The organism is Stenotrophomonas sp. 220_Sma (assembly GCF_056487375.1).
In genome coordinates this window covers 1785747-1808377 of record NZ_CM151348.1, presented here as the reverse complement: position 1 = coordinate 1808377, position 22631 = coordinate 1785747, and the positions used below count along the sequence as shown (strand labels likewise).

Below are 22631 nucleotides of genomic sequence, written 5' to 3'. Positions count from 1 at the left end.
TCGCCGGACCCGTCCGGCTCAGACCTCGGCCAGCACTGCTCGGTCCTGCGCGGCGCTGGAGCGCGACGCCGTCGCATCGACCCGCGCCGCTACCGTCTCCTGCAGCAGCGGCGACGGCAGCGTGCAGGCCGGATGCATGCGCAGGAAGCCATAGATCGTACCTGCCAGACCGATCATCAGGCCCGGAGTAAAGGCCGCGCGGGTCAGCCCGCCGACCATGCCCTGGTGCTCCTCGATCGAAGAAACGATCTCGATGGCGGCCTCGTCCTGCGGATAGGGACATCCCTCCGGATCCAGCGCAGCCGCCAGCACCAGCAGCTCCCGGGTGGACACATCGCCATGGCACAGGGTGTGGCTGAACCCCCATTTGCCGCGCGCGTCGGCCACAGCCCGCCGCATGTCACGCAACTGCGCGGGATCGCCGGTGCGGGCATACAGATCCGCCGCCGCCAGACCGATGCCAACACTGCCATGGCACCAGGTCGGGAAATTCTTCTGCCCGTCCTCCAGGTGGATATCGCGCCAGCGCCCGGTATGCGACTCGAACAGCGCCGCCTGGAACGCAAAGGCTCCTTCGGCCAGCTGCCGCCAGGCGGCCCGCTCAGGCACGCTGCCGGCATCCGAACGCGCCAGCCGTGCCAGCGCCCAGCCCATGCCCATCGCGCCGTGGCCAAAGCCACCAATCGGCTCGCGGAACTGTGGCGTTGACCAGCGCGCACCGTCCATGTCGACGATCGCAGCATCCTGCAGGCGACGTCCCGCTGCGGCCGCCAGCTCCAGCCAGCGCGCGTTTCCGGTAGCCCCGGCCAGCGACAGCAACGGCAGGATCATGCCGGACACGCCATCAATCAGTTCGAACTTCGTCGCCTCCTGGAATCCGCGACGCTCTGCGGCTTCTGCGCAGCGCTCCGCCAGCGCCAGCAGCGCCGGTCGCTGCAACAGGTCGTTCAATGCCAGCAATGTCCAGATCTGCGAACCGGTTCCGACGAATCCACCATCGATCTCGGCGGGATGCCGCTCACACATGGTCTGGAACACCGCGAGGGCGCCATCGATGGCCGGGGCCAGCCCCACTACCGGGTCGGCACGCCCCTGCTCCACTTCCCGGCGGTAGGCCGCCAGTGCGAACGCAATGCCTCCCAGCCCGAAATACAGGTCGGGCTGCACCGGCTGGACGGTCCATCCGGTACGGGTCACCTCGGGCGTGATCCAGGTCATCGAACCGTCTTCGCCGTGCACCGCCAGCCGCAGCAGGCTCTCCACCGCGCGCGCGGCCAGCGTGCGACGGCGTGCATCCAGGTCGTCCGCACGCGGATGCTGTGCTGCATAGCTGTGGCCGGATCTAGCCTCGGCGCGGGCCAGCGCATGCTGGTTCAGGTCGGTGGCTACCAGCGTGCTGCGGATGGTCACGTCTTCGAGGTCGATGCGCATCGCACGCCAGTTGTCGGTGATGGAGCGGATGCGGGCCGCGTCCAGCTGCGATGCGAAGATCGGAATGTCACCGTGGCGCAGGTCGTCCACTTCGCCGCGCACGGTCTCCAGGTCCGATGGCGCGGCCGGTGACACCGCCGCATTGCGCACCAGCAGGTCGATCGCGCGTTCAACCGCCTGGGCTTCGTTGTGCAGCGATGCCGGATGCCAGAGCATTCTCCCGAGCTCGGCGTAGGCCATGGTCGGCCGCCGCACATCGCGCACCTGGCAGCCCTCGAAAGCCGCCAGGAGCGGCATCAGTTCACCCTTCGCATCGAGCGCGCGCAGGCGCCCACTGGCGTCGATGAAGCCCTCGCTGATGTGATCCCAGTACAACGACACATCGGGCTGCGCGCTGGGATGATTCTGCGCAACGGAGACCTCGGCCTCAACCATGCCCAAGCGGGCCGGTTCCGTCCCATCCTCGACAATCACCGGCACCTGCACCCGCGGCTGCTCGCCCGGCAGTGCGCCGGCTGCGGACAGATCCACGCCTTCCATGCCCAGGCCGGCAGTACGGAATGGCACGATTCCGGTACGCAGCACTGAATTACGCATCAGCTTGACGGCGGTGTCGTACGCATCGCCAAGCCCTGATGGCTCGATGTCGATTACCCGGGAGAACACGCTTTCGGCGTCGACCACGACAGGAACCGGCCCGACCGCGATCAGATTCTCCAGATGGATGTCGGTGCCACCGACCAGGCGCAGGATTGCCAACCAATGGCCAAGACCGCGGTAGTAGGCACGCAGTTCAAGGTCATCGGCACAGTAGCGGTGCGCGGCGAAGGCGGCCCAGCCGTGGCTGCCACGATCAATCACCTTCGGCACGCATACGCGGTCAGGGCCGTCACCGAAGACCGTGGACAACAGGCCATCAAGCGTCGCATCGATGCGCAATGAGCGTGGCTTGTACATCACCGTGCCGCCATCGAACTGCAGCCGTGCCACAGTCCGGCCGCCACCATGCAGGTCACCGCGTCCCAATGCAACGGCATGCAGCGTGCCCGCCGGCGCACCCAGCAACTCTGCCAGCGCCGCACGATCGCTGCCGATGCGAACAGCGAGCTCCACCACAGCCGCACATTGTCCTTCGAGCATGCGCGTCAGGCGCGGCAGCAGCACCGGATAGCGTCGCTGCAGATGCGTGCGGAAGCCCTCGCTGGTGGCCAGGGCAACGAATTCGTCCAGCACCCCAGCGCTGTCAAGCGGGCCGATGTCACCGCTGCGCGCAGCGGCGTGCAGTTCCAGCAGCAGCACGCGGTTGAGCTTGAGCTGGGCATGCTCACGCAGTGCCGCATCGCCCCGTGCATGCAGCAGATCGCGCTCGCCAGGCTGCAGAGCAATGGCGGGATCATGCAGGCCGGCAACCAGCGCAGCGCGCGCCTGGGCAAGGAAATGTTCGGTGATGCACGCAAACGCGGCCGCAGCCGGAGAAGCGGTCATTACGCCCCCTGCGAGATATCGAGAGTCTGTTCCAGTCGCCGGCACGCAGCTGCATGTCTCTGCGTGCCGGCTCGGGTTACATCAGCAACACAGGCAGTGGTTGATCACCGATACCGTGGTGGTGCACTCGTTGGTGCCCCCGGTGATCATGGTGTCCGAAGCTCCGGTAAGGGCCGCTTCGGTGGCTGCCGCACCGTAGATGAACAGCGAACCCGCAGGGTTGGCACACCCATCCACATCGTCCGAGCCATTGAGCCAGCCGGACACAACATCGTCGTTCAGATCCATTCGCAATCTCCTGTCATTCACAACATGAGGCGTTGAGGACATGGATCGATTCCACGTCCCTTCGGATACGGCCAGTCCCTGGCATCAACATCATGCTGCGAGCGATACTGGATGACAGGTACAGCCGCCCGTGCACACTGCATCCGCGTGTGAAGTGCGTCAAGCTGCGCTGCGGCAGGACGCACGAATACGCTGCACGTAAAGTACGGAAGTGACGTGGAATGAGTGGCCGCGCCGCCATTCCTGCGTGACCGGATCGAAGGCAACCGCAGAGGCATCGGATGGCCGGCCGGCGCCGGCACATCCGCAGGCCGGGTCAGCCCTTCAGCTGCGCCAGGATCTCGCGGGTCATCGGATCGGCAATCGCCACATCCTCACCCTGCAGCGCCGGCAGCAGGCCACTGGCCAGCTGCTTGCCCAGCTCGACACCGAACTGGTCGAAGGCATTGATGTTCCAGATCACCGACTGCACATACACGGCGTGTTCGTACATGGCGATCAGCGAACCCAGCGCCTGCGGGGTCAGCGCGTCGAGCAGGATCAGCGTGCTCGGGCGGCCGCCCGGGTAATCACGGTGCGGGTCGTCGCTGCTCTGGCCATTGGCCAGTGCTTCGGTCTGCGCCAGCAGATTGGCCAGCAGGGCCTGATGATTGATCGTGTAGGGATCGTCGTTGTGTACGCAGCCGATGAAGTCGGCCGGAACGATGCTGGTACCCTGATGCAGCGCCTGGAAGAAGCTGTGCTGCACATCGGTGCCCGCGCCGCCCCACCACACCGGCACGGTGTCGGTGGTCACCGGCTGGCCGTCACGCTGCACGCGCTTGCCCAGGCTTTCCATCACCAGCTGCTGCAGGTAGGCCGGCAGCAGCGCCAGGCGCTGGTCGTAAGTCATCACCGCGTGCGTGGCATGGCCCAGCAGGTTGCGGTTCCAGATGTCGGTCAGGCCGTGCAGCACCGGCAGGTTGCGCTCCAGCGGTGCATCCAGCGCGTGCGCATCCATCTGCGCGGCGCCGTCCAGCAGCTGCTCGAAGCGCTCGAAACCGATCGCAAGCGCGATCGGGAAACCAACGGCCGACCACAGCGAATAACGGCCACCGACCCAGTCCCACATCGGCAGTACGCGATCGGCGGCGATCGCGAAGGCCTTGGCGGCACGTTCCGGATTGGCACTGACCGCGTACAGGCGCTCGCTGCCACCCAGCCAGTCGTGCAGGATCTGGCCGTTGAGCAGGGTTTCCTGGGTACCGAAGGTCTTGGAGATGAGGATGCCGGCGGTCTTCGCCGGATCCAGCGTGGCCAGTGTGCGCTGCATGGCGGCGCCGTCCACGTTCGATACGAAATGCACGCGCAGGCGCGCGCCGGTGACCGGGCGCAACGCATCGGCGACCAGGCGCGGACCGAGATCGGAACCACCGATGCCGACGCTGACCACGTCAGTGACGCCGCTGTCTTCCAGCGCACGCACCAGCACGCCCATGCGCTGGCGGATGTCGCGCGCGGTGGCATAGGCCTCGGCCGCCACCGGCGCATCGACCACGTCGCCACGCAGCGCGGTATGCAGCGCGGCGCGACCTTCGGTCAGGTTGACCTGCTCGCCACGGAACAAGCGGGTGATGGCACCACCGACATCACGGTCGGCGGCCAACGTGAGCAGGGCCTGCAACGCCGCGGCATCGTATTTCTGCCGCGCGAAATTGACATACAACGGACCGACCCGCAGCGCCAGGTCCTGCACGCGGCCGGGTTCGGCGGCGAGCAGGCTGGGAATGCTTGCGCCCTTCAGGCGCTGGGCGTGGGAATGCAGCGAGTCGAATCCGTTGTTCGTTGTCATGCGGCCTGGGTCGGGATCGTGTCGTTGGTGTGGGAGATCTGGTTCTTGCCATCAACGTACACCAGCTTCGGCTTGAAGCTGTCAGCTTCCTGCTCGGTCATGCTGGCGAACGCGGCGATGATGATGATGTCACCGACCTGCACGTGGCGCGCAGCACCACCGTTGAGCGAGACAACGCCGCTGCCGGCTTCGGCGCGGATGGCGTAGGTCGAGAAGCGCGCACCGTTGGTCACGTCCCAGATGTGCACCTGCTCGAACTCGCGGATGCCGGTGGCAGCCAGCAGGTTGTCATCGATGGCGATCGAGCCTTCGTAGTTCAGCTCGGAATGGGTGACGGTGGCGCGGTGGATCTTGGTCTTGAGCAGGGACAGGTGCATGGGGGCGCTGCAACGGCAAAGGAAAGAGCGGATTCTAGCACCCGCTTGGCCATCGTCACGGGGCCGCAGCAGGACGCTGAAGGCTGTTCAGGCCCCCTCCCCCGGCGGCGGCGGCGCGGCATGCCCGGAACTGCCCTCCAGAGACAGCCGGAACACCGTATGGAAGGCCAGCCCGGCGACCAGGCCGAAGCCACCTGCGGCCAGCACCTGCAAGGCATAGCTGATCACGTCGAAGGTGTCGACATAGCGCAGGCGCTGCAGCAGCGGACCATTGTCCGCGCCCGGCCAGGTGCAGGTGGCCATGGCCAGCGCGCCCAGTCCGAAGCCGACCAGCACGAATCCAGTCCGGCGCAGCCGCTGTTGAGACTGCAGGATCAGCGCCATCGGCAGCAACACCGCGATCGCATTGCACACGGCCAATACGAACATCAGCCCACCGCCGGTGAGCGCAGGCATCGGCGTGCGCCGGAATTCAAGCGCGAACAACAGGCCGCCAAACAGCTGGGCCGGCAGCATGCCGGCGGCCAGCACCGCCAGGATCGAGGCCTGGGCAAGACGGCCGGTATCGGTGCTGGGGGTCTTCATTTCCGGTCTCCCGTCCGTGGGAAGTCGAGAGGCGCCCATTGCGGGCGCCCCGGAGCCGCATGCGGCTCAGAACTCCAGGTTGTCGATCAGGCGGGTGGTGCCCAGCCGCGCGGCGATCAGCGCCACGCGGCCACCGCCGTCGAAGGTCGGCTCGGCCAGTTCCGGAGTGCGCAACACGGCGTAGTCGACCTGGAAACCGGCGGCCTGCAGCGCAGCGGTGGCATCGGCCTCGATGCGCTCGCGTGCCTGCCCGGCGACATAACCCTCGCGCATGCCCATCAGGGTGCGGTGGATGGTGGTCGCGACCGGGCGTTGTTCGGCGCTCAGGTACTGGTTGCGCGAACTCTTGGCCAGGCCATCCTCGTCACGCACGATCTCCGCACCAACGATCTGGATCGGGAACGACAGCTCGGCCACCATCTGGCGGATGACCGCCAGCTGCTGGTAATCCTTGCGGCCGAACACGGCCACATCCGGCTGCACCTGCAGGAACAGGCGCGCCACCACCGTGCACACGCCATCGAAGTGCCCCGGACGGCTGGCGCCTTCCAGCACTTCACTCACGCCCGGCGCGTGCATGCGCGTGGTCTTGTCCAGCCCCAGCGGGTACATCACCTCGACGCTGGGCAGCCACACCGCATCGCAGCCGGCCTGCTCCAGCCCGGCCACATCGGCCTCGGGCGTGCGCGGGTAGCGGCTGAAATCCTCGTTCGGCCCGAACTGGGTCGGGTTGACGAAGATGCTCGCCACCACCTTGTCGGCGTACTGGCGGGCCAGGGTCACCAGCGAATGGTGACCTCCATGCAGGTTGCCCATGGTCGGCACCAGCGCCACGCGCAGGCCCTCGCGCTTCCACTGGGCGATCTGCCCGCGCAGCGCGCCGAGCTCGTTGAAGGTCTGGATCATTGGGCGTAGGCGTGCTGTTCGTCGGGGAAGCTGCCGTCGCGCACGGCGTCGGCATAGGCGCGGGTGGCACCGGCCACCGAACCGCCTTCGGCAAGGAAATCCTTGACGAACTTGGGACGGCGATGACCACTGTCCAGGCCGAGGAAATCGTGCAGCACCAGCACCTGGCCATCGCACTGCGGGCCTGCGCCAATGCCGATGGTCGGCACATCCACCGCAGCGGTCACTTCGGCGGCGACCGGAGTCGGCACGCATTCGAGCACCATGATGCTGGCGCCGGCAGCGGCCACAGCCTTGGCATCTTCCACCAGCTGGCGCGCGGCATCGCCACGCCCCTGGATCTTGAAGCCACCCAGTCGCAGCACCGACTGCGGGGTCAGGCCCAGATGCGCGCAGACCGGAATCTCGCGCTCCACCAGGTAGCGGATGATGTCGACCTTGAAGCCGGCACCTTCGATCTTGACCATCTCGGCGCCGGCCTGCAGCAGCTGCAACGAGGCATCCAGCGCGCGCTCCGGGGTGGCATCGGCGCCGAACGGCAGGTCGGCCACCAGCAACGCACGCTGCAGCACGCGGGCCACGGCGCGGGTGTGGTAGACCATGTCGGCCACGGTCACCGGCAAGGTCGAATCATGGCCCTGCACGACCATGCCCAGCGAATCGCCGATCAGGATCAGGTCGACGCCGTTGGCATCGAAAGTGCGGGCGAAGCCGGCGTCGTAGGCGGTCAACATGACCAGCTTCTGGCCATTGCGCTTGGCCTCGGCCAGGGCGGGAACGGTCCAGGGCTTGCTGTCTGCGTGGGTGCTCATGTGCTGATAACCGGGGGAGATAACCCGGGCATTATCACCCTATCGGCGCAATCCCGCAGGCATCCACCCGCATCACTGCATCCCGCACGCGGCCATGGCCGGGAATGGCCAGATCCGGCGCGATTTCGGCCAGCGGCACCAACACGAAGGCACGCTCGTGCAGGTAAGGATGCGGCACCTGCAGACCAGGCTGGTCGAGCACCTGCGCGCCATACAGCAGCAGGTCCAGGTCCAGCGCGCGCGGGCCCCAGTGCACCGCCGGATCGCGTACGCGACCAAAACGCTGCTCCAGCGCCAGCATCGCCTGCAGCAGCGTATCGGCGGGCAGCGTGGTCTCGACCGCAGCCACCGCGTTGACGAACGGCGGCTGGTCTTCATTGCCCCAGGCCGGCGTGGCGTACAGCCTTGAGGCTTGGCGCAGGCGGGTATCGGGCAGGCCGTCGAGCGCGGCAATCGCCGCGCCGACGGTGACGGCCGCGTCGCCAAGGTTGGCGCCCAGGCCGATCCAGGCAAGGGTCATCGTTTACTCGCCAGCCGCACCGGCCGGGGCACCCGGACGACGGCGGCGACGGCGGCGCTTGCGCGGTGCCCCGCTCTCGTCATCCCCCTCTTCGCTGTGCATCACGTCCAGCGACGATTCCAGCTCGCGACCGGACTGCGCCTGCGCCTCACGCCAGAACTCGACATCGGCGGCGTGCTCGGCCGAGGCCACCTGGCGCAGGCTGAGGAAGTCGAACGCAGCGCGGAAACGCGGATGGGTCAGGGTACGGAAAACGCGCTTGCGCTGGCGCGAGCTGAAGCGCGACTGCAGCAGCCAGATTTCCTGCATCGGCAGCGAGAAGCGGCGCGGCAGCGCGATGGTGCTCAGCTGCTGCACCGTGACGCGGTCGGCCGCACGGCGCTGCGCCTCTTCCGGTGCCACGCCCTGCTTGAGCAGGGTTGCCTGGGCGCGGCAGAACGCCGGCCACAGCAGCAGCGCAAACAGGAACGCGGGCGAGACTGGTTCATCGTTGGCCACGCGTGCATCGGTGTTGGCCAGGCCCTCCACCAGCATGCGGCGCAGCGCGCCGGTGCGGTTGGACTTCAGCGCCTTGGCGCTCTCCGGGAACAGCACGTCCAGCAGGCCGTAACGTTCGAGGCCTTCGAAGCTGGCCACGCCGTGCCCGGACAGGAACAGCTTGAGCACTTCTTCGAACAGGCGCGCCGGTGCGGCTTCGTTGAGCAGGCCCGCCAGGTGCGGGATCGGCGCGGCGGTGCCCTCTTCGATCTGGAAGCCGAGTTTGGCCGCCAGGCGCACCGCACGCAGCATGCGCACCGGATCTTCGCGGTAACGCTGCTCGGGGTCGCCGATCAGCTTCATCAGGCGCGCCTGGACGTCCTCGAAGCCGCCGGTGTAATCGCGCACCGAGAAGTCCTCGATGGCGTAGTACAGGGCGTTGCAGGTGAAGTCGCGGCGGATGGCGTCGTCTTCGATGGTGCCGTACACGTTGTCGCGCACGAGCATGCCGTTTTCCATCTCGCGGTCGCCGCTGCCGTCATCGCTGTTGGCACGGAAGGTGGCGACTTCGATGATCTCGCGGCCGAACACGACGTGGGCGAGGCGGAACCGGCGACCGATCAGGCGGCAGTTGCGGAACAGCTGCTTGACCTGTTCGGGCGTGGCGTCGGTGGCCACGTCGAAATCCTTGGGTTGGCCATTGACCAGCAGATCGCGCACCGCGCCGCCGACAAGGTAGGCGCCGAAGCCGGCATCGCGCAGGCGATAAAGCACGCGCAGGGCGTTCGGGCTGATGTCCTTGCGGGAGATCGTGTGCTGGTCGCGCGGGATGACGCGCAGGCTGAACGGTGATGTAGCAGAGGAAATGATGTTGGCGCTTCCGGTTGAAGTTTCGGGATTGCCCAATGGCATCGAGGTGCATATACTAGCGCTCCTGCCTCGGCAGCGACACAGTTACGCTCCCTTCGTCTAGTGGTTAGGACGTGGCCCTCTCAAGGCTAAAACAGGGGTTCGAGTCCCCTAGGGAGCGCCAGTCGCCGCAGCAGGAACCGAAAAAGCCCGCCTTCGTGCGGGCTTTTCTGTTTTCCGGGATTGCAGTGACTGCTGTCGAGTTGGTCGCATCGGCGCCTCCCTGCAATCGGCTTGAGCCGGTGGGGTCACCCAGGGCAGGACACGCCGTGAACCCATCCATGGGGGCTCGATGGCGCCATCCATGGCGCCAACGGTCCCGCCCTGGGTGACCCCACCGGCTCTGGACGGTTTCCTGCGCCCCCGGCAACAACCGACCAGCGCTTCGCCGCGTCCGCACGCACCATGAAACTGTCAGGAGGGGGCAGGCCGCCCTCTCCAGGACCGTTGGCGCCATGGATGGCGCCATCGAGCACCATGGATGGGCTTTTGCGTGTCCTGGAGAGGGCGGCCTGCCCCCTCAAACTCGGGACAACCAGGCGCCAACAGGATGCAACCGAAGCCGGGCAACGTCAGCCTTCCATCTGCTCCAGCTCCTTGCCCTTGGTCTCGCGCACGCAGCGGACCACGAAGAAGATCGAGAGGATCGCAACGACAGCGTAGATGCCGTAGGCCCCGGCCAGGCCGATGCCGGCCAGCAGCATCGGGAAGGTCACGGTAATGGCGAAGTTCGAGGTCCATTGCGCCGCGCCGGCCACCGCCAGTGCCGGGCCGCGGATCTGGTTCGGGAACATTTCGCCCAGCATCACCCACATCACCGGGCCCCAGGACATGTTGAAGAACACCACGTAGACGTTGGCCGCAACCAGCGCCAGCCGGCCCATGCCATCGGACAGCTGCAGGCGACCATCGGCCAGGCTGCCGCTGGCAAACGCCACCACCATCAGCACCAGCGCCACCGACATGCCAACCGAGCCGATCCACAGCAGCGGCTTGCGCCCGATGCGGTCGATCAACAGCACCGTCAGGAGGCAGGCGCCGATGCTCAGCGCGCCGGACAGCACGTTGATCAGCAGCGCGTCGCTTTCCGAGAAGCCCACCGCCTGCCACAGCACCGCGCCGTAATAGAACACCACGTTGATGCCGACCAGCTGCTGGAACATGGCCAGGCCAATGCCTACCCAGAGGATCGGGCGCAGCTTGCCGGTGACCGTGTCGCGCAGGTCGCTGAAGCGCGGCTTGTGCTGATCCTGGGCCAGGCTGGCTTCGATCTCGGCCTGCTTGGTCGCCGCTGCCGCCTCGCCGTACAGCCGCGACAGTACCGCCCTCGCCTGCTGCTGACGCCCCTTCAGGACCAGGAAGCGCGGGCTTTCCGGAATCACCAGCAACAACAGCAGGAACAGCCCGGACGGCAGCGCCTGCATCCAGAACATCCAGCGCCAGGCCTCATGGCCCAGCCATAGCGGCTCGGTTGACGCCCCAGCAGCTCGGGCCAGCAGGTAATTGCTGAGGAAGGCCGCGAACAGGCCGCAGATGATCGCCATCTGCTGCACCGTGGCCAAACGCCCGCGATAGCGCGCCGAGGCCACCTCGGCAATGTAGGCCGGCGACATCACGCTGGCCGCGCCCACCGCGAAGCCGCCGAGCACCCGTGCGGCGATGAACAGCCAGGAAGCGTGAGCGGCACCGGCGCCCAGCGCCGAGACCAGGAACATCAGTGCCGAGGCGATCAGCACGCCACGACGGCCCAGGCGATCCCCCAGCCAGCCGGCCAGGAAGGCACCGATCGCGCAGCCCAGCAGCATCGAGGCCACTTCGAAACCGAGCGCCGCCTCGCTGGAGTTGAAGGCCTGGCGCAGGCCGTCGACCGTGCCATTGATGACACCACTGTCGAAGCCGAACAGGAATCCACCCAGCGTGGCCACGCAGCTGATCAGGACGATGAATGCAGTGTTCTCACCACCATGGGAGGCGATGTTGGGCTGGGCTGGGGACATGAACGATCCTGCTGGGAAGGGGTCCGGCCATCCAACGCAGCCGGCTGACCCGCAGCGTCGCACAGGCCTCACCCTGCCGCCAACGACCACCACGGCCGCGCCTGCCAGACGCCCGATTTCCGCCCCGCGCCGACACCGGGGGCCAACCTGTTCTAGAATTGGCGGGTTCAGGAATCGATCCACCCCCAGCCCATGCCCTTTGTCGTCACCGAAAACTGCATCAAGTGCAAACACACCGATTGCGTGGAAGTATGCCCCGTGGATTGCTTCCACGAAGGCCCGAACTTCCTGGTGATCGACCCGGATGAGTGCATCGACTGCACCCTCTGCGAACCGGAATGCCCGGTCAACGCGATCTTCCCTGAGGACGATGTTCCTGCCGGCCAGGAGAGCTTCGTCGCCCTCAACGCCGAGCTGGCGAAGGAGTGGCCGGTACTGACCGTGCGCAAGGACCCGCCCGCCGACGCCGGCGAATGGGACGGCAAGCCGGACAAGCTGAAGCTGCTGGAGCGCTGAGAAGCGCCTCTTGCGGCAACGAAAAGGGCGCCTATGGCGCCCTTTTTCGTTGCTCGGCAGATAGCATCCGCGCGATCCGATAGATGCCAACCGCAAGATCCAGTAGCTGCCAACCGCAAGATCCGATAGGTGCCAACCGCAGGATCCGGTAGGTGCCAACCGCAGGATCCGGTAGGTGCCAACCGCAGGATCCGGTAGGTGCCAACCGCAGGATCCGGTAGGTGCCAACCGCAGGATCCGGTAGGTGCCAACCGCAGGATCCGGTAGGTGCCAACCGCAGGATCCGGTAGGTGCCAACCTTGGTTGGCACAGAAGCGCCGACCAAGGTCGGCCTCTACCCGGGCACGTGCGGACCTGGGCCCGCACCTACCCGACCGGCCCTTACTGGGCCAGCTTTGCCTTGAGCGCGGCGATCAGCTTCACCGGCGCTTCTGCAGTGGCCGGCAGGCCACGCGGGTCGACCGCGGAGATGTAGGCGCCGGCATCGACGGCGACCACGCGGACCAGGAAGTTGCTGCCTTCGTAGGCCACGTCATACGAGCCCAGCAGCTGCGCGCGGCTGGCGATGGTCACGCCTTCCACGCCTTCCAGCGCGGTGCCGACCTTGGCGAAAGCCTCGTCCTTGCCGCCGGCAATGGTGAAACCGGTGTTGCCCACGGCCGGGGCCGCAGCCACCGGGGCCGCCGGCTTGGTCGCCGAGGCAAGGGTCGGCACCTTGTTGTCACTGGTGGCGTTGGGCAGGTTCAGGTCCGGCGGCACTTCCAGCGGACGCATCTCCGGGGCCAGGGCGTAGTCGCCCTTGACGCCACGCTTGAAGCAGCCGGTGGTGCCGGCGGCAACGGCCACCGCAAGCAGGGCGTAGGACAGCACGCGGATGGTGGATACGGATTGACGCATGTGAATCTCCTGGGTCAGACCAAGACGGAAGGTCAGTGGCTGGAAAGGGCTTCGAGGGCGGCGATGTCGCCGGCAAGATGATCGGCCGCCGGGTGGTGCGCCACCGACAGCGGCAGCAGCGGCAGGCGCAGGTCGTGACCGATGCCGATACGGCGCAGCAACGCCTTGACCGGAATCGGGTTCGGCTCAACGCCGCAGAAATCATGGAACGGCTGCAGGCGCGCATCCCAGGACCCGGTGGCTTCGTGGTCGTGGGCGGCAGCCAGCTCGCACATCCGGCGGTAGGCGCCGGGCAGCACGTTGGAGCCGACCGAGATCAGGCCATCGATACCGGCCTGGATCGAGCGCGCCGCCGTACCGTCGTCGCCACTGAGCACGGCAAACTGCGGGCTGCGCAGGGCGAGCAGCGCCTGCACCCGGCCGGTGTCACCCACCGCCTCCTTGATGCCGACGATGTTGGGATGGCTGGCCAGTTCGGCCACGGTCTCCGGCTGCATGTCGCACCCGGTACGGCCGGGCACGTTGTACAGCACGACCGGTAGCCCGCCCTGGTCGGCAACCGCGCGGTAGTGGGCGATCAGGCCAGCCTGGGTCGGCCGCACGTACGGCGGGGTGACCACCAGCGCGTGGCTGGCGCCAAGCGCGGCGGCACGGCGGGTCTGTTCGATGGTCTTGGCGGTGCCCGACAGGCCGGTACCGGCCATGACCGGGATGCGGCCGCCGATGCGCTCGACCGCGCTGGCCAGCAGCAGGTCGTACTCGGCATCGGTGAGGGTCGCTGCTTCACCGGTCGAGCCGGCTACGACAACGCCATGGACGCCACCTTCCAGTTGCAGGTGCAGCAGGCGCTGCCAACCGTCGGGATCGAGGGCGCCGTCGGCCCGGAACGGGGTCGCCAGCGCGGTGATGAGGCCGGAAAGGGACAAGGACGTGCTGCTCTTGGCTGGAAAGGGAAAACGCCCGCCACGAAAGGCCGGGGGCGACCTGAATGTTACTTGCGGCGCGAAAGCACGGGCAAGTATGCTGGACACCGGTGGATCCCCGCCTCTGGCGGGCATTCAGACTAACGCATGCATTACCCGGAATCGCCTTGACCGACACCACCCCGCGCCCCGCGCCGAGCGAAAACCACCTCCTGATCAACGCCTACACGACGCATCCGGAGTCTCCCCTGCTGTCCGTCACCCGCCGCATTGCCGACAGCGGCTGCAATCTGGTGGACGCACGCCTGGCCACGGTCGGCCGCGATGTCTCGGTCACCGCCCTGGCCACCGGCTCCTGGGACTCGGTGGCCAAGCTGGAAGCGATGCTGACCCGGCTGGAGCGCGAAGAGGGCCTGAAGCTGGTCTGGTACCGCACTGCCGCCAAGCAGGCGCAGTCCAACCTGCTGCCGTACATCGTCGAAGTGATCGCCGCCGACAAGCCGGGCATCCTGTTCCAGCTGGCCGATTTCTTCGACCGCCAGGGCATCACCATCGAGAACCTGCAGAGCACGCGCTACCGCGCCATGCAGACCGGTGCGGAGATGTTCAGCGCGCAGGTCACCATCGGCGTGCCGGCCAACATGCACATCGCCGCGCTGCGCGACGATTTCCTTGAATTCTGCGACCACCTGAACCTGGACGCGATCATGGACCCGATGAAATTCTGATTCTTCGCGCGCCTCTCACGGGCGCGTGGCGTTTCATGCAATTGTCGTAGAAAGAACCCAGGCTCGACAGAAGGACCTCATGAACAACGGCGATACCCTGGACAGCACCACCCTCTCCCTGCCGCTGGCGCTGTCCGGTGGCGAACAGGCCACTCTCGGCGACTACGCCGGCCACTGGCTGGTGCTGTACTTCTATCCCAAGGACAGCACCCCCGGCTGCACCACCGAAGGCATCGACTTCAACGCACTGCTGCCGAAATTCAAGAAGGCAGGCGCGGTGGTACTCGGTGTCTCGCGCGACTCGGTGAAGTCGCACGACAACTTCTGTGCCAAGCAGGGCTTCAACTTCCCGTTGGTCAGCGATGGCGACGAAGCGCTGTGCAGCGCCTTCGACGTGATCAAGATGAAGAACATGTACGGCAAGCAGGTACGTGGCATCGAACGCAGCACCTTCCTGATTTCCCCCGACAGCCGCATCGTGCAGTCCTGGCGCAAGGTCAAGGTTGCAGGTCATGCCGATGCCGTTCTCGCCGAACTGAAGGCCTCCCAGTCCAAGTGAGTCCCACTGCCTACTGTGTCTGCCATCACCCTGCCCCGCAGCAGGCCGTGGTGGTTTTTCCCTGTCCGTAACCAGGAATCGACGATGACCCGAGGCAAGCGCATCTACGTGCTGGATACCAACGTGCTGATGCACGATCCCACCGCGCTGTTCAAATTCGAGGAGCACGACGTCTACCTGCCCATGCAGGTGATCGAGGAGCTGGACAACGGCAAGAAGGGCACCTCCGAAGCGAGCCGCAACGCCCGCCAGGTGAGCCGCTTCCTCAACGAGCTGGTGCAGGAATCCGGCCTGGACAACCTGGCCGACGGCATTCCGCTGCAGCGACCCAATGGCCTGCAGCTGCGCGGCAAGCAGAGCGCCGGCAAGCTGCGCTTCCAGACCAGCCATTTCGACGCCGGCAAGAGCTTCGGCAAGGTCATCCCGGACAACGCCATCCTCGGCGCGATCCTGGCGCTGAAGGAAGAAACCCCGGACCTGCCGGTGGTGTTCGTTTCCAAGGACATCAACCTGCGGATCAAGGCCGCGATCGCCGGCATCGTGTCCGAGGACTACGAGAACGACCGTGCGCTGGACGATTTCAGCCTGCTCTACACCGGCGCCACCGAGCTGCCGGAAGACTTCTGGAAGCGCCACGGCGATGACCTGCGCAGCTGGAGCGACAAGGGCCGCACGCATTACGAAATCCTGGCGCAGGATGGCGAGGAGTGGTACCCGAACCAGTACGCCTACCTGCCTGGCGAAGATGAAGTCGAGCTGCGCGTCAGCCGCGTGGTCGGCGACGGCAAGGTGGTGCTGTCGCTGGTCGATGATTTCCGCCACGGCAGCCACGCCGTGTGGGGCATCAGCGCACGCAACCGCGAGCAGAACTTCGCGCTCAACGCACTGATGGATCCGGAGATCGACTTCGTCACGCTGCTGGGCACCGCCGGCACCGGCAAGACCCTGCTGGCGCTGGCCGCCGGCCTGGCGCAGACGATGGACCAGCAGCGCTACCGCGAGATCATCATGACCCGCGCCACGGTCAGCGTCGGCGAGGACATCGGCTTCCTGCCCGGCACCGAGGAAGAGAAGATGACGCCGTGGATGGGTGCACTGACCGACAACCTGGAAGTGCTCACGCACAACCAGGAAGGCGGCACCTGGGGGCGCCAGGCGACCAACGACCTGCTCGCCAGCCGCATCAAGATCCGCTCGATGAACTTCATGCGCGGCCGCACCTTCCTGTCGCGCTACCTGATCCTGGACGAGGCGCAGAACCTCACCCCCAAGCAGATGAAGACGCTGATCACCCGTGCCGGCCCCGGTACCAAGATCGTCTGCCTGGGCAACGTCGAGCAGATCGACACCCCGTACCTGACCGAAACCACCTCGGGCCTGACCTACGCGGTGGATCGCTTCAAGAACTGGCCGCATAGTGCGCACATCACCCTGCGCCGAGGCGAACGCTCGCGCCTGGCCGATTACGCTTCGGAGGTGTTGTGAACCGCTGCACCCGCATGCTGCTGCCCACGGCTGCGATCGCCCTCGCAGCCGCCCTGGGGGCCTGCACCACCACGCGCGGCCCGGCCAGCGTGCCGACCGCCGAGCGTACCGGCCAATCCTGGGTGGTCACCCGCCCGATCATCGCCGCGCAGGTGCTCGACACCTGCTCGCGCGCCAGTCCCGGCCGCGAGGCCGGGCGGGTCAGCGGCTACTGGGCACCCAGCCGGCAGCAGATCGACCAGCTGGAAGCGCAGCTGTCGTCGCTGGAATCACAGGTACCGAAGGTGCTGGACTTCGACCGCCAATACGTCGGCATCGAAAGCACCGGCAAGCGGCTGATCTACATCAACGCCTTCCATCTGCCCGACGACAGCGGCATCAACCCGGCACGGGAAGCGATCCGCGTCTGTGACGGCGGCACGCAGTTCTGGGGCGCGGTATTCGACCCGGCCAGCAACACCTTCAGCGAGCTGCAGTTCAACGGCGGCTTCGGCGGGCCCTGAGGGGCCCCGCCGATGGGAATACGCCTGCCCACCTGGGTCTGGATCGGCGCGGTCGCGCTCTCGTGCGTGGCCGGGATGGTCAACGTGGTCGGCTTCCTCGGTTTCGAGCACCAGGCGGTCAGCCACATGACCGGCAGCACCAGCCAGCTGGGCATGGCGCTGGCCCAGGGCGACTGGCGCGCAGTCGGCCATCTATGGGGACTGTTGATCGCGTTCTCGCTGGGCGCGATGCTCAGCGGCCTGCTGATCCAGGACAGCGCATTGCAGCTGGGCCGGCGCTACGGCGTGGCACTGGCGCTGGAATCAGCACTGTTGCTGGTGGCCATTCCGCTGTTCGAACAGCATCAGATCTGGGGTGCACTGGCCGCCGCCATGGCCTGCGGCCTGCAGAACGCAATGGCCACCACCTTCAGTGGCGCGGTGGTGCGCACCACCCACCTCAGCGGCATGTTCACCGACCTCGGCATCGGCCTGGGCCACCTGCTGCGCGGACTGCCGCTGCAGGTACGGCGGCTGACCCTCAGCGGCCTGATCATCAGCGGCTTCCTCGCCGGCGGCATCCTCGGCGCCTGGTTGTTCATGCGCTGGCAGTACGACGCCCTGCTCGCCCCCGCCCTGCTGACCGGCCTGACCGGGCTGGGTTATGTGGTGTACCAGCAGTGGGCGCGTTGGCGGCATTGAATCAAAGCCATCCACGCATGGCGTGGATCTACCTTCCCCAGCTGGACCACGGCACAATCGCCGAATGAGCCCGACCACTCCCGTTTCCGCCCTCACCATCGCCGGCTCCGACTCCGGCGGTGGCGCCGGTGTCCCTGCCGATCTCAAGGCCTTCGCCGCGCACCGCGTGCATGGCCTGGCCGTGTTCGCCGCGCTGACTGCACAGAACACCCGTGGCGTCACCGCCGTGCATGTGCCACCGATCGCATTCCTGCAGGCGCAGATCGAAGCCTGCTTCGATGACTTCGACATCCATGCCGTGAAACTCGGCATGCTGGCCAACGCCGAGGTGATCCATGCGGTCGCCGACGCACTGGAAAAGCATCGCCCGCCGCACGTGGTGCTGGACCCGGTGATGGTCGCCACCAGCGGCGCGCGCCTGCTGGAGGAAAGTGCGCTCAAGGCCATGCGCGAACGCCTGCTGCCGTTGGCGACGCTGGTTACACCCAATACCCCGGAAGCAGAACTCCTGATCGGCCGGAAGATCGGCAACGGCGATGACGCCGAACAGGCTGCCTCTGCCCTGCTCGATCTCGGAGCCGGCGCAGTCCTGCTCAAGGGGGGCCACCTGCAGGAAGGCAACCGCGTAATCGATCGCTACTTCGACGGCGTCAGCAGCGAAGAATTCATCCACGCCCGCCTGCCGCTGGACGCACATGGCACAGGCTGCACGCTCGCCTCGGCCATCGCCGCGCAGCTGTGCAACGGCCTGAGCCTGGCCAATGCCTGCGAAGCCGGCATCGACTACGTTGCGCGCGGCCTGCAGCAGGGCTACGCGCCTGGCCGCAGCGAGGTGCTGGTACTCGATCACTTCGGCGCGGCACCGCACGCATGAGTCTCGCACCGGACGTCGTTGCCGTGCAGTGCACTGATGGCCATCGCTACGAAGTGATCGCCTGCGTGCCCGCACAGCCCATCGCGCGCCTGCTGTGGCTGCCAGCGCTGGGCGTGGCCGCGCGTCACTACATGCCACTGGCATCGGCGCTGGCGGCGAAGGGCGTGGCGGTCTACCTGCATGAGTGGCGCGGCAACGGCAGCAGCTCACTGCGCCCCTCGCGCACGCAGGACTGGGGCTATCGCGAAGTACTCGAACAGGATCTGCCGGCCAGCCAGGCCGTCCTGGCCGCAGCCGATGACGCCACCGACGCCCTGCCCTGGATCATCGGTGGACACAGTCTGGGCGGGCAGCTGGCCTGCGTGCATGCCGGCCGCAACCCGCAGCACTTCAACCGGCTGTGGCTGGCCGCCAGCGGCTCACCATTCTGGCGCGGCTTCCCGCCACCGCGTGGCTGGCTGCTGCCACTGGTCTATCGTTTCCTGCCGTGGATCGCGCAACGCCAGGGCGTGCTGCATGGTCGGCGCCTCGGCTTTGGTGGCACCGAAGCGCGCGGGCTGATCGCCGACTGGGCGCGCGTTGGCCTGAACAACCACTACGCCGCGGCCGGCATGAACGAAGACCTCGATGCGCAGATGGCGCGTGTGCATGGCAGCGCACAGGCCGTATTGATGGAGCACGACTGGTTGGCACCGACCGGATCGATGCAGACGCTGCTGGCGAAGCTGCCGAATGTGGACGCGCAGCTGCGCGTGCTGTCCGCGCAGGAATTGGGCACGCGCGCCGATCATTTCGCGTGGCTGAAGGCGCCGGAGGCCGTAGCTGACAGCTTTTTCATTCAGTTGGATGAAAATTTTCACAAAACTGTTGACGGTACGCGCCGACATCCGCATAATTCCGCTCCTGTCGCAGGGCGCCCGTAGCTCAGTTGGATAGAGTACCTGGCTACGAACCAGGCGGTCGGGAGTTCGAATCTCTCCGGGCGCACCACTCGACAGGTTTTCAGCATCCGCCGCTGGAAATGCAGTAAAATTAAGCAGTAAGTTGATTGTGTACCGCGCGCCCGTAGCTCAGTTGGATAGAGTACCTGGCTACGAACCAGGCGGTCGGGAGTTCGAATCTCTCCGGGCGCACCATACACAGTCAGCACAACAAGTTTATGTAATTGGCGCCCGTAGCTCAGTTGGATAGAGTACCTGGCTACGAACCAGGCGGTCGGGAGTTCGAATCTCTCCGGGCGCACCATTACACCGAAACAGCAGGCCTCGGCCTGCTGTTTTTTTATGTGTGTTTTTCGGCAGGGCTGCGCCCTGCACCCCTGGTAGTGCCGGCCGCTGGCCGGCAACCTCAACAGCAAAAGCAAAAGCAAAAGCAAAAGCTGGCATTCCGTGGGTTGGCGGGGCGGTGTCGGAGTGCGGGGACGCCGCAAGTACGTCCCTGTAGGCTTGGCAGCCGCATCCATGCGGCTGACACCCCGCACTCCGACACCGCCCCACCTTCGACAGGTTCACGCGGCTGTTGGTAGGTGTCGACCTTGGTCGACACCTCTGTCAGATATCGAATGAATTCATCCACGCATGGCGTGGATCTACCGTGTCGACCAAGGTCGACACCTACCAGAGCAGTACGCCGTTCCGACAGATCGCGGAAAACTGTCGAAGGCGGGGTGGGTCCGGTTGCGGGGGCGTGAGCCGCATGGGCCCGAGGCATGCCTCGGGCGGGTTGGGCAGGACGCCCAACCCGGGTCTTGCCGTGTACGCAGGACAGCGCACACGAGCAAGCGGCGACCGAGCTTACATGGGTGAGGGCGCTTTGCTTGCGAAGCATTGCTTCGCAAGCGCCCGAACGCACAGCCGCCAGCGGCTGGGCCGGGCCCCGGAGGGGGACTTGCAGCGGCCCCCGCAACCGGACCCACCCCGCCTCCCCACAGGAAACCAGCTTCTGCTGTTGCTGTTGCTGTTGCTGTTGCTCCAGCTCGTAGCGGGTGCAGGGCGCAGCCCTGCCGTACCCCTACCCCCTGGCCATTGACTGCCACCACTGTGACAGCAGCTCCGGCCTGCGCAGGCGCTCTCGCCACCAGCGCAGTGCGGCGCCATCCTCACCGGTGCGCCAAGCCAGCCAGAAGGTCTCTTCCGGCTTGTGCTCCTCCACCTCGCGGATCACCAGCTGGCCACGCGCCACCGCCGCACGCGCGCAGGGCTCGGGCAGGAAACCGAAGCCCACGCCTTCGCACTGCAGCTTCAGCTTGCTGGCCATGTCCGGCACCGTCAGCATCTCCTGCCCCATCAACAGGCCGACCGTGCGCGGCAGCAGCCGCCGCGCCGAATCGGAGACCGCGATCGCGCAGTGCTCGACCAGCTGCTCGCGTCCGAGCACGCCCGGCACTGCAGCCAACGGATGACCGGGGGCGACCGCGAACACGAACTCCACCGTACCCAGCGGCTCGACCACGTAACCGCCGCCGCTGGGACCCTCGCCCGGCGCACCAACCAGCAGGTCGGCACGGCGGTCCAGCAAGGCCTCCCAGGTACCGGACAGGGCCTCGCCGATCAATCGCAGCCGGGTCGGTGCCTCGGCCTCACGAAATGCGGCGATGTCCGGGCCGAGCAGCCAGGTCGGGAACACCGAGTCCACCGCCAGGGTCAGTTCGGTCTCCCAGCCCGACGCCACCCGGCGCACCCGCAGTTCCAGCTCCCGGGCTGCGCGCAGCAGGTGGCGGCCTTCGTCCAGCAACGCGCGGCCAGCCTCGGTCGGCTCGGCGCGCGGGCCGACCCGGTCGAACAGCTGTACACCCAGGTCCTCCTCCAGCTTGGCCACGGTGTAGGAGATGGTCGAAGGCACTTTGTGCAGGGCCTTGCCGGCGCCGGCGAACGAGCCGCGGCGGTCGATGGCGTCCAGGATCTGCAGGGCATCGAGGCTGAGCTTGAGCATTCGAATTTTTCGATGATGGCTGTCAAAACTATCCGTTTTTCAAACCCCGGGCGCAAGCGGATACTTCTCTCCAACGGGGAAACACAGCGGCTACAAGCCCACCCCGCCCCATCGAAACCATCGAACAAGGAGATTCCATCATGCTGCAGATCCGCAAGAGCGCTACCCGTGGCCTGGCCGAGCATGGCTGGCTGTCCTCGCGCCATACCTTCTCCTTCGCCAACTACTACGACCCCCGCTACGTCAGCTTCGGCCCGCTGCGGGTGATCAACGAAGACAAGGTGATCGGCGGCCAGGGCTTCGGCACCCACAGCCACAGCAACATGGAGATCGTTTCCTATGTGCTGGGCGGCGCGCTGGAGCACAAGGACTCGATGGGCACCGGTTCGGTGCTGCGTTACGGCGACGTGCAGCGCATGAGTGCCGGCAGCGGTGTCAGCCACAGCGAGTTCAATCACTCCGCCGACGAGACCGTGCACTTCCTGCAGATCTGGATCTTCCCGGACGCGGAGAACATTACTCCGTCGTACGAAGAGACCCACTTCGCCCCGGAAACCAAGCGCGGCCAGCTGCGCCTGATCGCTTCGCCGGACGGTGCCGATGGTTCGCTGCGCATCCACCAGGATGCCCGCATCTTCGCCACCATCCTCGATGGCGGCCAGAAGCTGCACCACGCCCTCGGCAACGGTCGTGGCGCCTATGTGCAGGTGGCCCGAGGCCAGCTGCAGGTCAATGGCATCACCCTGGAAGCCGGTGATGCGCTGCAGGTCAGCGACGAAGCGCAGCTGACCCTGGAGAACGGCAACGACGCCGAAGTGCTGGTGTTCGACCTGCCGCTGTAACGACAACGCCCGCGATGCCGAAAAGCATCGCGGGCGTATTTGTAGAGCCGAGCCATGCTCGGCTGCGGTTTGAC

At 66.5% G+C, this 22631-nt stretch carries 22 protein-coding genes and 4 tRNA genes; 13 read left to right on the top strand and 13 right to left on the bottom strand.

The features are described 5' to 3' along the window. Positions 1–18 precede the first annotated feature (18 nt). From ACZLIB_RS08600 to pcnB, 9 genes are all read right to left on the bottom strand, one after another. Positions 19–2916, bottom strand: a complete 2898-nt coding sequence (locus tag ACZLIB_RS08600; RefSeq protein WP_478469600.1) for a type 2 lanthipeptide synthetase LanM family protein — start codon at positions 2914–2916, stop codon at positions 19–21. An 81-nt stretch (positions 2917–2997) separates the two neighbouring features. Then, positions 2998–3204, bottom strand: a complete 207-nt coding sequence (locus tag ACZLIB_RS08595; protein WP_010484314.1) for a DUF6229 family protein — start codon at positions 3202–3204, stop codon at positions 2998–3000. Positions 3205–3520: 316 nt separating this feature from the next. Beyond that, positions 3521–5035: a glucose-6-phosphate isomerase gene (gene pgi, locus ACZLIB_RS08590; RefSeq protein WP_478469599.1), complete on the bottom strand. Its 1515-nt coding sequence runs from the start codon at positions 5033–5035 to the stop codon at positions 3521–3523. Next, positions 5032–5412: an aspartate 1-decarboxylase gene (gene panD / locus ACZLIB_RS08585; protein ID WP_032128853.1), complete on the bottom strand. Its 381-nt coding sequence runs from the start codon at positions 5410–5412 to the stop codon at positions 5032–5034. Before panD ends, pgi begins: the two co-directional genes overlap by 4 nt. A gap of 87 nt (positions 5413–5499) precedes the next feature. Further along, on the bottom strand, positions 5500–5997 hold the full coding sequence (locus tag ACZLIB_RS08580; protein WP_149909427.1) for a hypothetical protein: 498 nt from the start codon (positions 5995–5997) through the stop codon (positions 5500–5502). A 66-nt stretch (positions 5998–6063) separates the two neighbouring features. Next, positions 6064–6903 (bottom strand): pantoate--beta-alanine ligase, encoded by an 840-nt coding sequence (panC, locus tag ACZLIB_RS08575; protein ID WP_478469597.1) that lies wholly within the window; start codon positions 6901–6903, stop codon positions 6064–6066. Beyond that, on the bottom strand, positions 6900–7715 hold the full coding sequence (gene panB, locus ACZLIB_RS08570; protein ID WP_005416119.1) for a 3-methyl-2-oxobutanoate hydroxymethyltransferase: 816 nt from the start codon (positions 7713–7715) through the stop codon (positions 6900–6902). Before panB ends, panC begins: the two co-directional genes overlap by 4 nt. 34 nt (positions 7716–7749) lie before the next feature. After that, positions 7750–8235 (bottom strand): 2-amino-4-hydroxy-6-hydroxymethyldihydropteridine diphosphokinase, encoded by a 486-nt coding sequence (gene folK / locus ACZLIB_RS08565; RefSeq protein WP_032128850.1) that lies wholly within the window; start codon positions 8233–8235, stop codon positions 7750–7752. 3 nt (positions 8236–8238) lie between these two features. Next, positions 8239–9618 carry a polynucleotide adenylyltransferase PcnB gene (gene pcnB / locus ACZLIB_RS08560; protein WP_032128849.1) on the bottom strand — a complete coding sequence of 460 codons (1380 nt, stop codon included), beginning with the start codon at positions 9616–9618 and terminating at the stop codon, positions 8239–8241. Positions 9619–9670: 52 nt separating this feature from the next. Here pcnB and ACZLIB_RS08555 point away from each other — a divergent pair. Beyond that, positions 9671–9745 (top strand) — tRNA-Glu (locus ACZLIB_RS08555). Positions 9746–10193: 448 nt separating this feature from the next. Here ACZLIB_RS08555 and ACZLIB_RS08550 read toward each other — a convergent pair. Next, positions 10194–11618: a sugar porter family MFS transporter gene (locus tag ACZLIB_RS08550; RefSeq protein WP_049400938.1), complete on the bottom strand. Its 1425-nt coding sequence runs from the start codon at positions 11616–11618 to the stop codon at positions 10194–10196. 192 nt (positions 11619–11810) lie between these two features. On the opposite strand from ACZLIB_RS08550, the gene fdxA reads away from it, so the two are divergent. After that, entirely contained in the window at positions 11811–12134 is a 324-nt protein-coding gene (gene fdxA, locus ACZLIB_RS08545) for a ferredoxin FdxA (RefSeq protein WP_004153066.1), read from the top strand. A 381-nt stretch (positions 12135–12515) separates the two neighbouring features. Here fdxA and ACZLIB_RS08540 read toward each other — a convergent pair whose 3' ends face one another. Then, complete coding sequence (locus ACZLIB_RS08540) at positions 12516–13031, bottom strand: hypothetical protein (RefSeq protein ID WP_049400937.1); 516 nt, start codon at positions 13029–13031, stop codon at positions 12516–12518. Between the two features lie 32 nt (positions 13032–13063). Then, positions 13064–13957 (bottom strand): 4-hydroxy-tetrahydrodipicolinate synthase, encoded by an 894-nt coding sequence (gene dapA, locus ACZLIB_RS08535; RefSeq protein ID WP_032128847.1) that lies wholly within the window; start codon positions 13955–13957, stop codon positions 13064–13066. A 164-nt stretch (positions 13958–14121) separates the two neighbouring features. Here dapA and ACZLIB_RS08530 point away from each other — a divergent pair, with 164 nt between their 5' ends. From ACZLIB_RS08530 to ACZLIB_RS08485, 10 genes are all read left to right on the top strand, one after another. Next, complete coding sequence (locus ACZLIB_RS08530; RefSeq protein WP_005409051.1) at positions 14122–14682, top strand: glycine cleavage system transcriptional repressor; 561 nt, start codon at positions 14122–14124, stop codon at positions 14680–14682. Between the two features lie 79 nt (positions 14683–14761). Continuing rightward, a complete protein-coding gene (locus ACZLIB_RS08525; protein ID WP_049445310.1) occupies positions 14762–15241 on the top strand; it encodes a peroxiredoxin in 480 nt (159 codons plus the stop codon). Between the two features lie 84 nt (positions 15242–15325). Then, positions 15326–16726 carry a PhoH family protein gene (locus ACZLIB_RS08520; protein WP_478469596.1) on the top strand — a complete coding sequence of 467 codons (1401 nt, stop codon included), beginning with the start codon at positions 15326–15328 and terminating at the stop codon, positions 16724–16726. Next, complete coding sequence (locus ACZLIB_RS08515) at positions 16723–17229, top strand: hypothetical protein (protein WP_478469594.1); 507 nt, start codon at positions 16723–16725, stop codon at positions 17227–17229. Before ACZLIB_RS08520 ends, ACZLIB_RS08515 begins: the two co-directional genes overlap by 4 nt. Positions 17230–17241: 12 nt before the next feature. After that, on the top strand, positions 17242–17910 hold the full coding sequence (locus ACZLIB_RS08510) for a YoaK family protein (protein ID WP_049463692.1): 669 nt from the start codon (positions 17242–17244) through the stop codon (positions 17908–17910). A gap of 64 nt (positions 17911–17974) precedes the next feature. Then, entirely contained in the window at positions 17975–18784 is an 810-nt protein-coding gene (gene thiD, locus ACZLIB_RS08505; protein ID WP_049423499.1) for a bifunctional hydroxymethylpyrimidine kinase/phosphomethylpyrimidine kinase, read from the top strand. Next, entirely contained in the window at positions 18781–19707 is a 927-nt protein-coding gene (locus tag ACZLIB_RS08500) for an alpha/beta hydrolase family protein (protein WP_478469593.1), read from the top strand. The genes thiD and ACZLIB_RS08500 overlap by 4 nt, the downstream gene beginning before the upstream one ends. After that, a tRNA-Arg gene (locus ACZLIB_RS08495) sits at positions 19698–19774 on the top strand. The genes ACZLIB_RS08500 and ACZLIB_RS08495 overlap by 10 nt, the downstream gene beginning before the upstream one ends. 69 nt (positions 19775–19843) lie before the next feature. After that, a tRNA-Arg gene (locus tag ACZLIB_RS08490) sits at positions 19844–19920 on the top strand. A gap of 32 nt (positions 19921–19952) precedes the next feature. Next, positions 19953–20029, top strand: a tRNA-Arg gene (locus ACZLIB_RS08485). A 765-nt stretch (positions 20030–20794) separates the two neighbouring features. Here ACZLIB_RS08485 and ACZLIB_RS08480 read toward each other — a convergent pair. Then, the gene (locus ACZLIB_RS08480) at positions 20795–21715 is read right to left on the bottom strand and encodes a LysR family transcriptional regulator (protein WP_049461318.1); all 921 of its coding nucleotides are present in this window, start codon (positions 21713–21715) and stop codon (positions 20795–20797) included. Positions 21716–21855: 140 nt separating this feature from the next. On the opposite strand from ACZLIB_RS08480, the gene ACZLIB_RS08475 reads away from it, so the two are divergent. After that, positions 21856–22557 (top strand): pirin family protein, encoded by a 702-nt coding sequence (locus ACZLIB_RS08475; RefSeq protein ID WP_012510689.1) that lies wholly within the window; start codon positions 21856–21858, stop codon positions 22555–22557. The last annotated feature ends 74 nt before the right edge of the window (positions 22558–22631 follow it).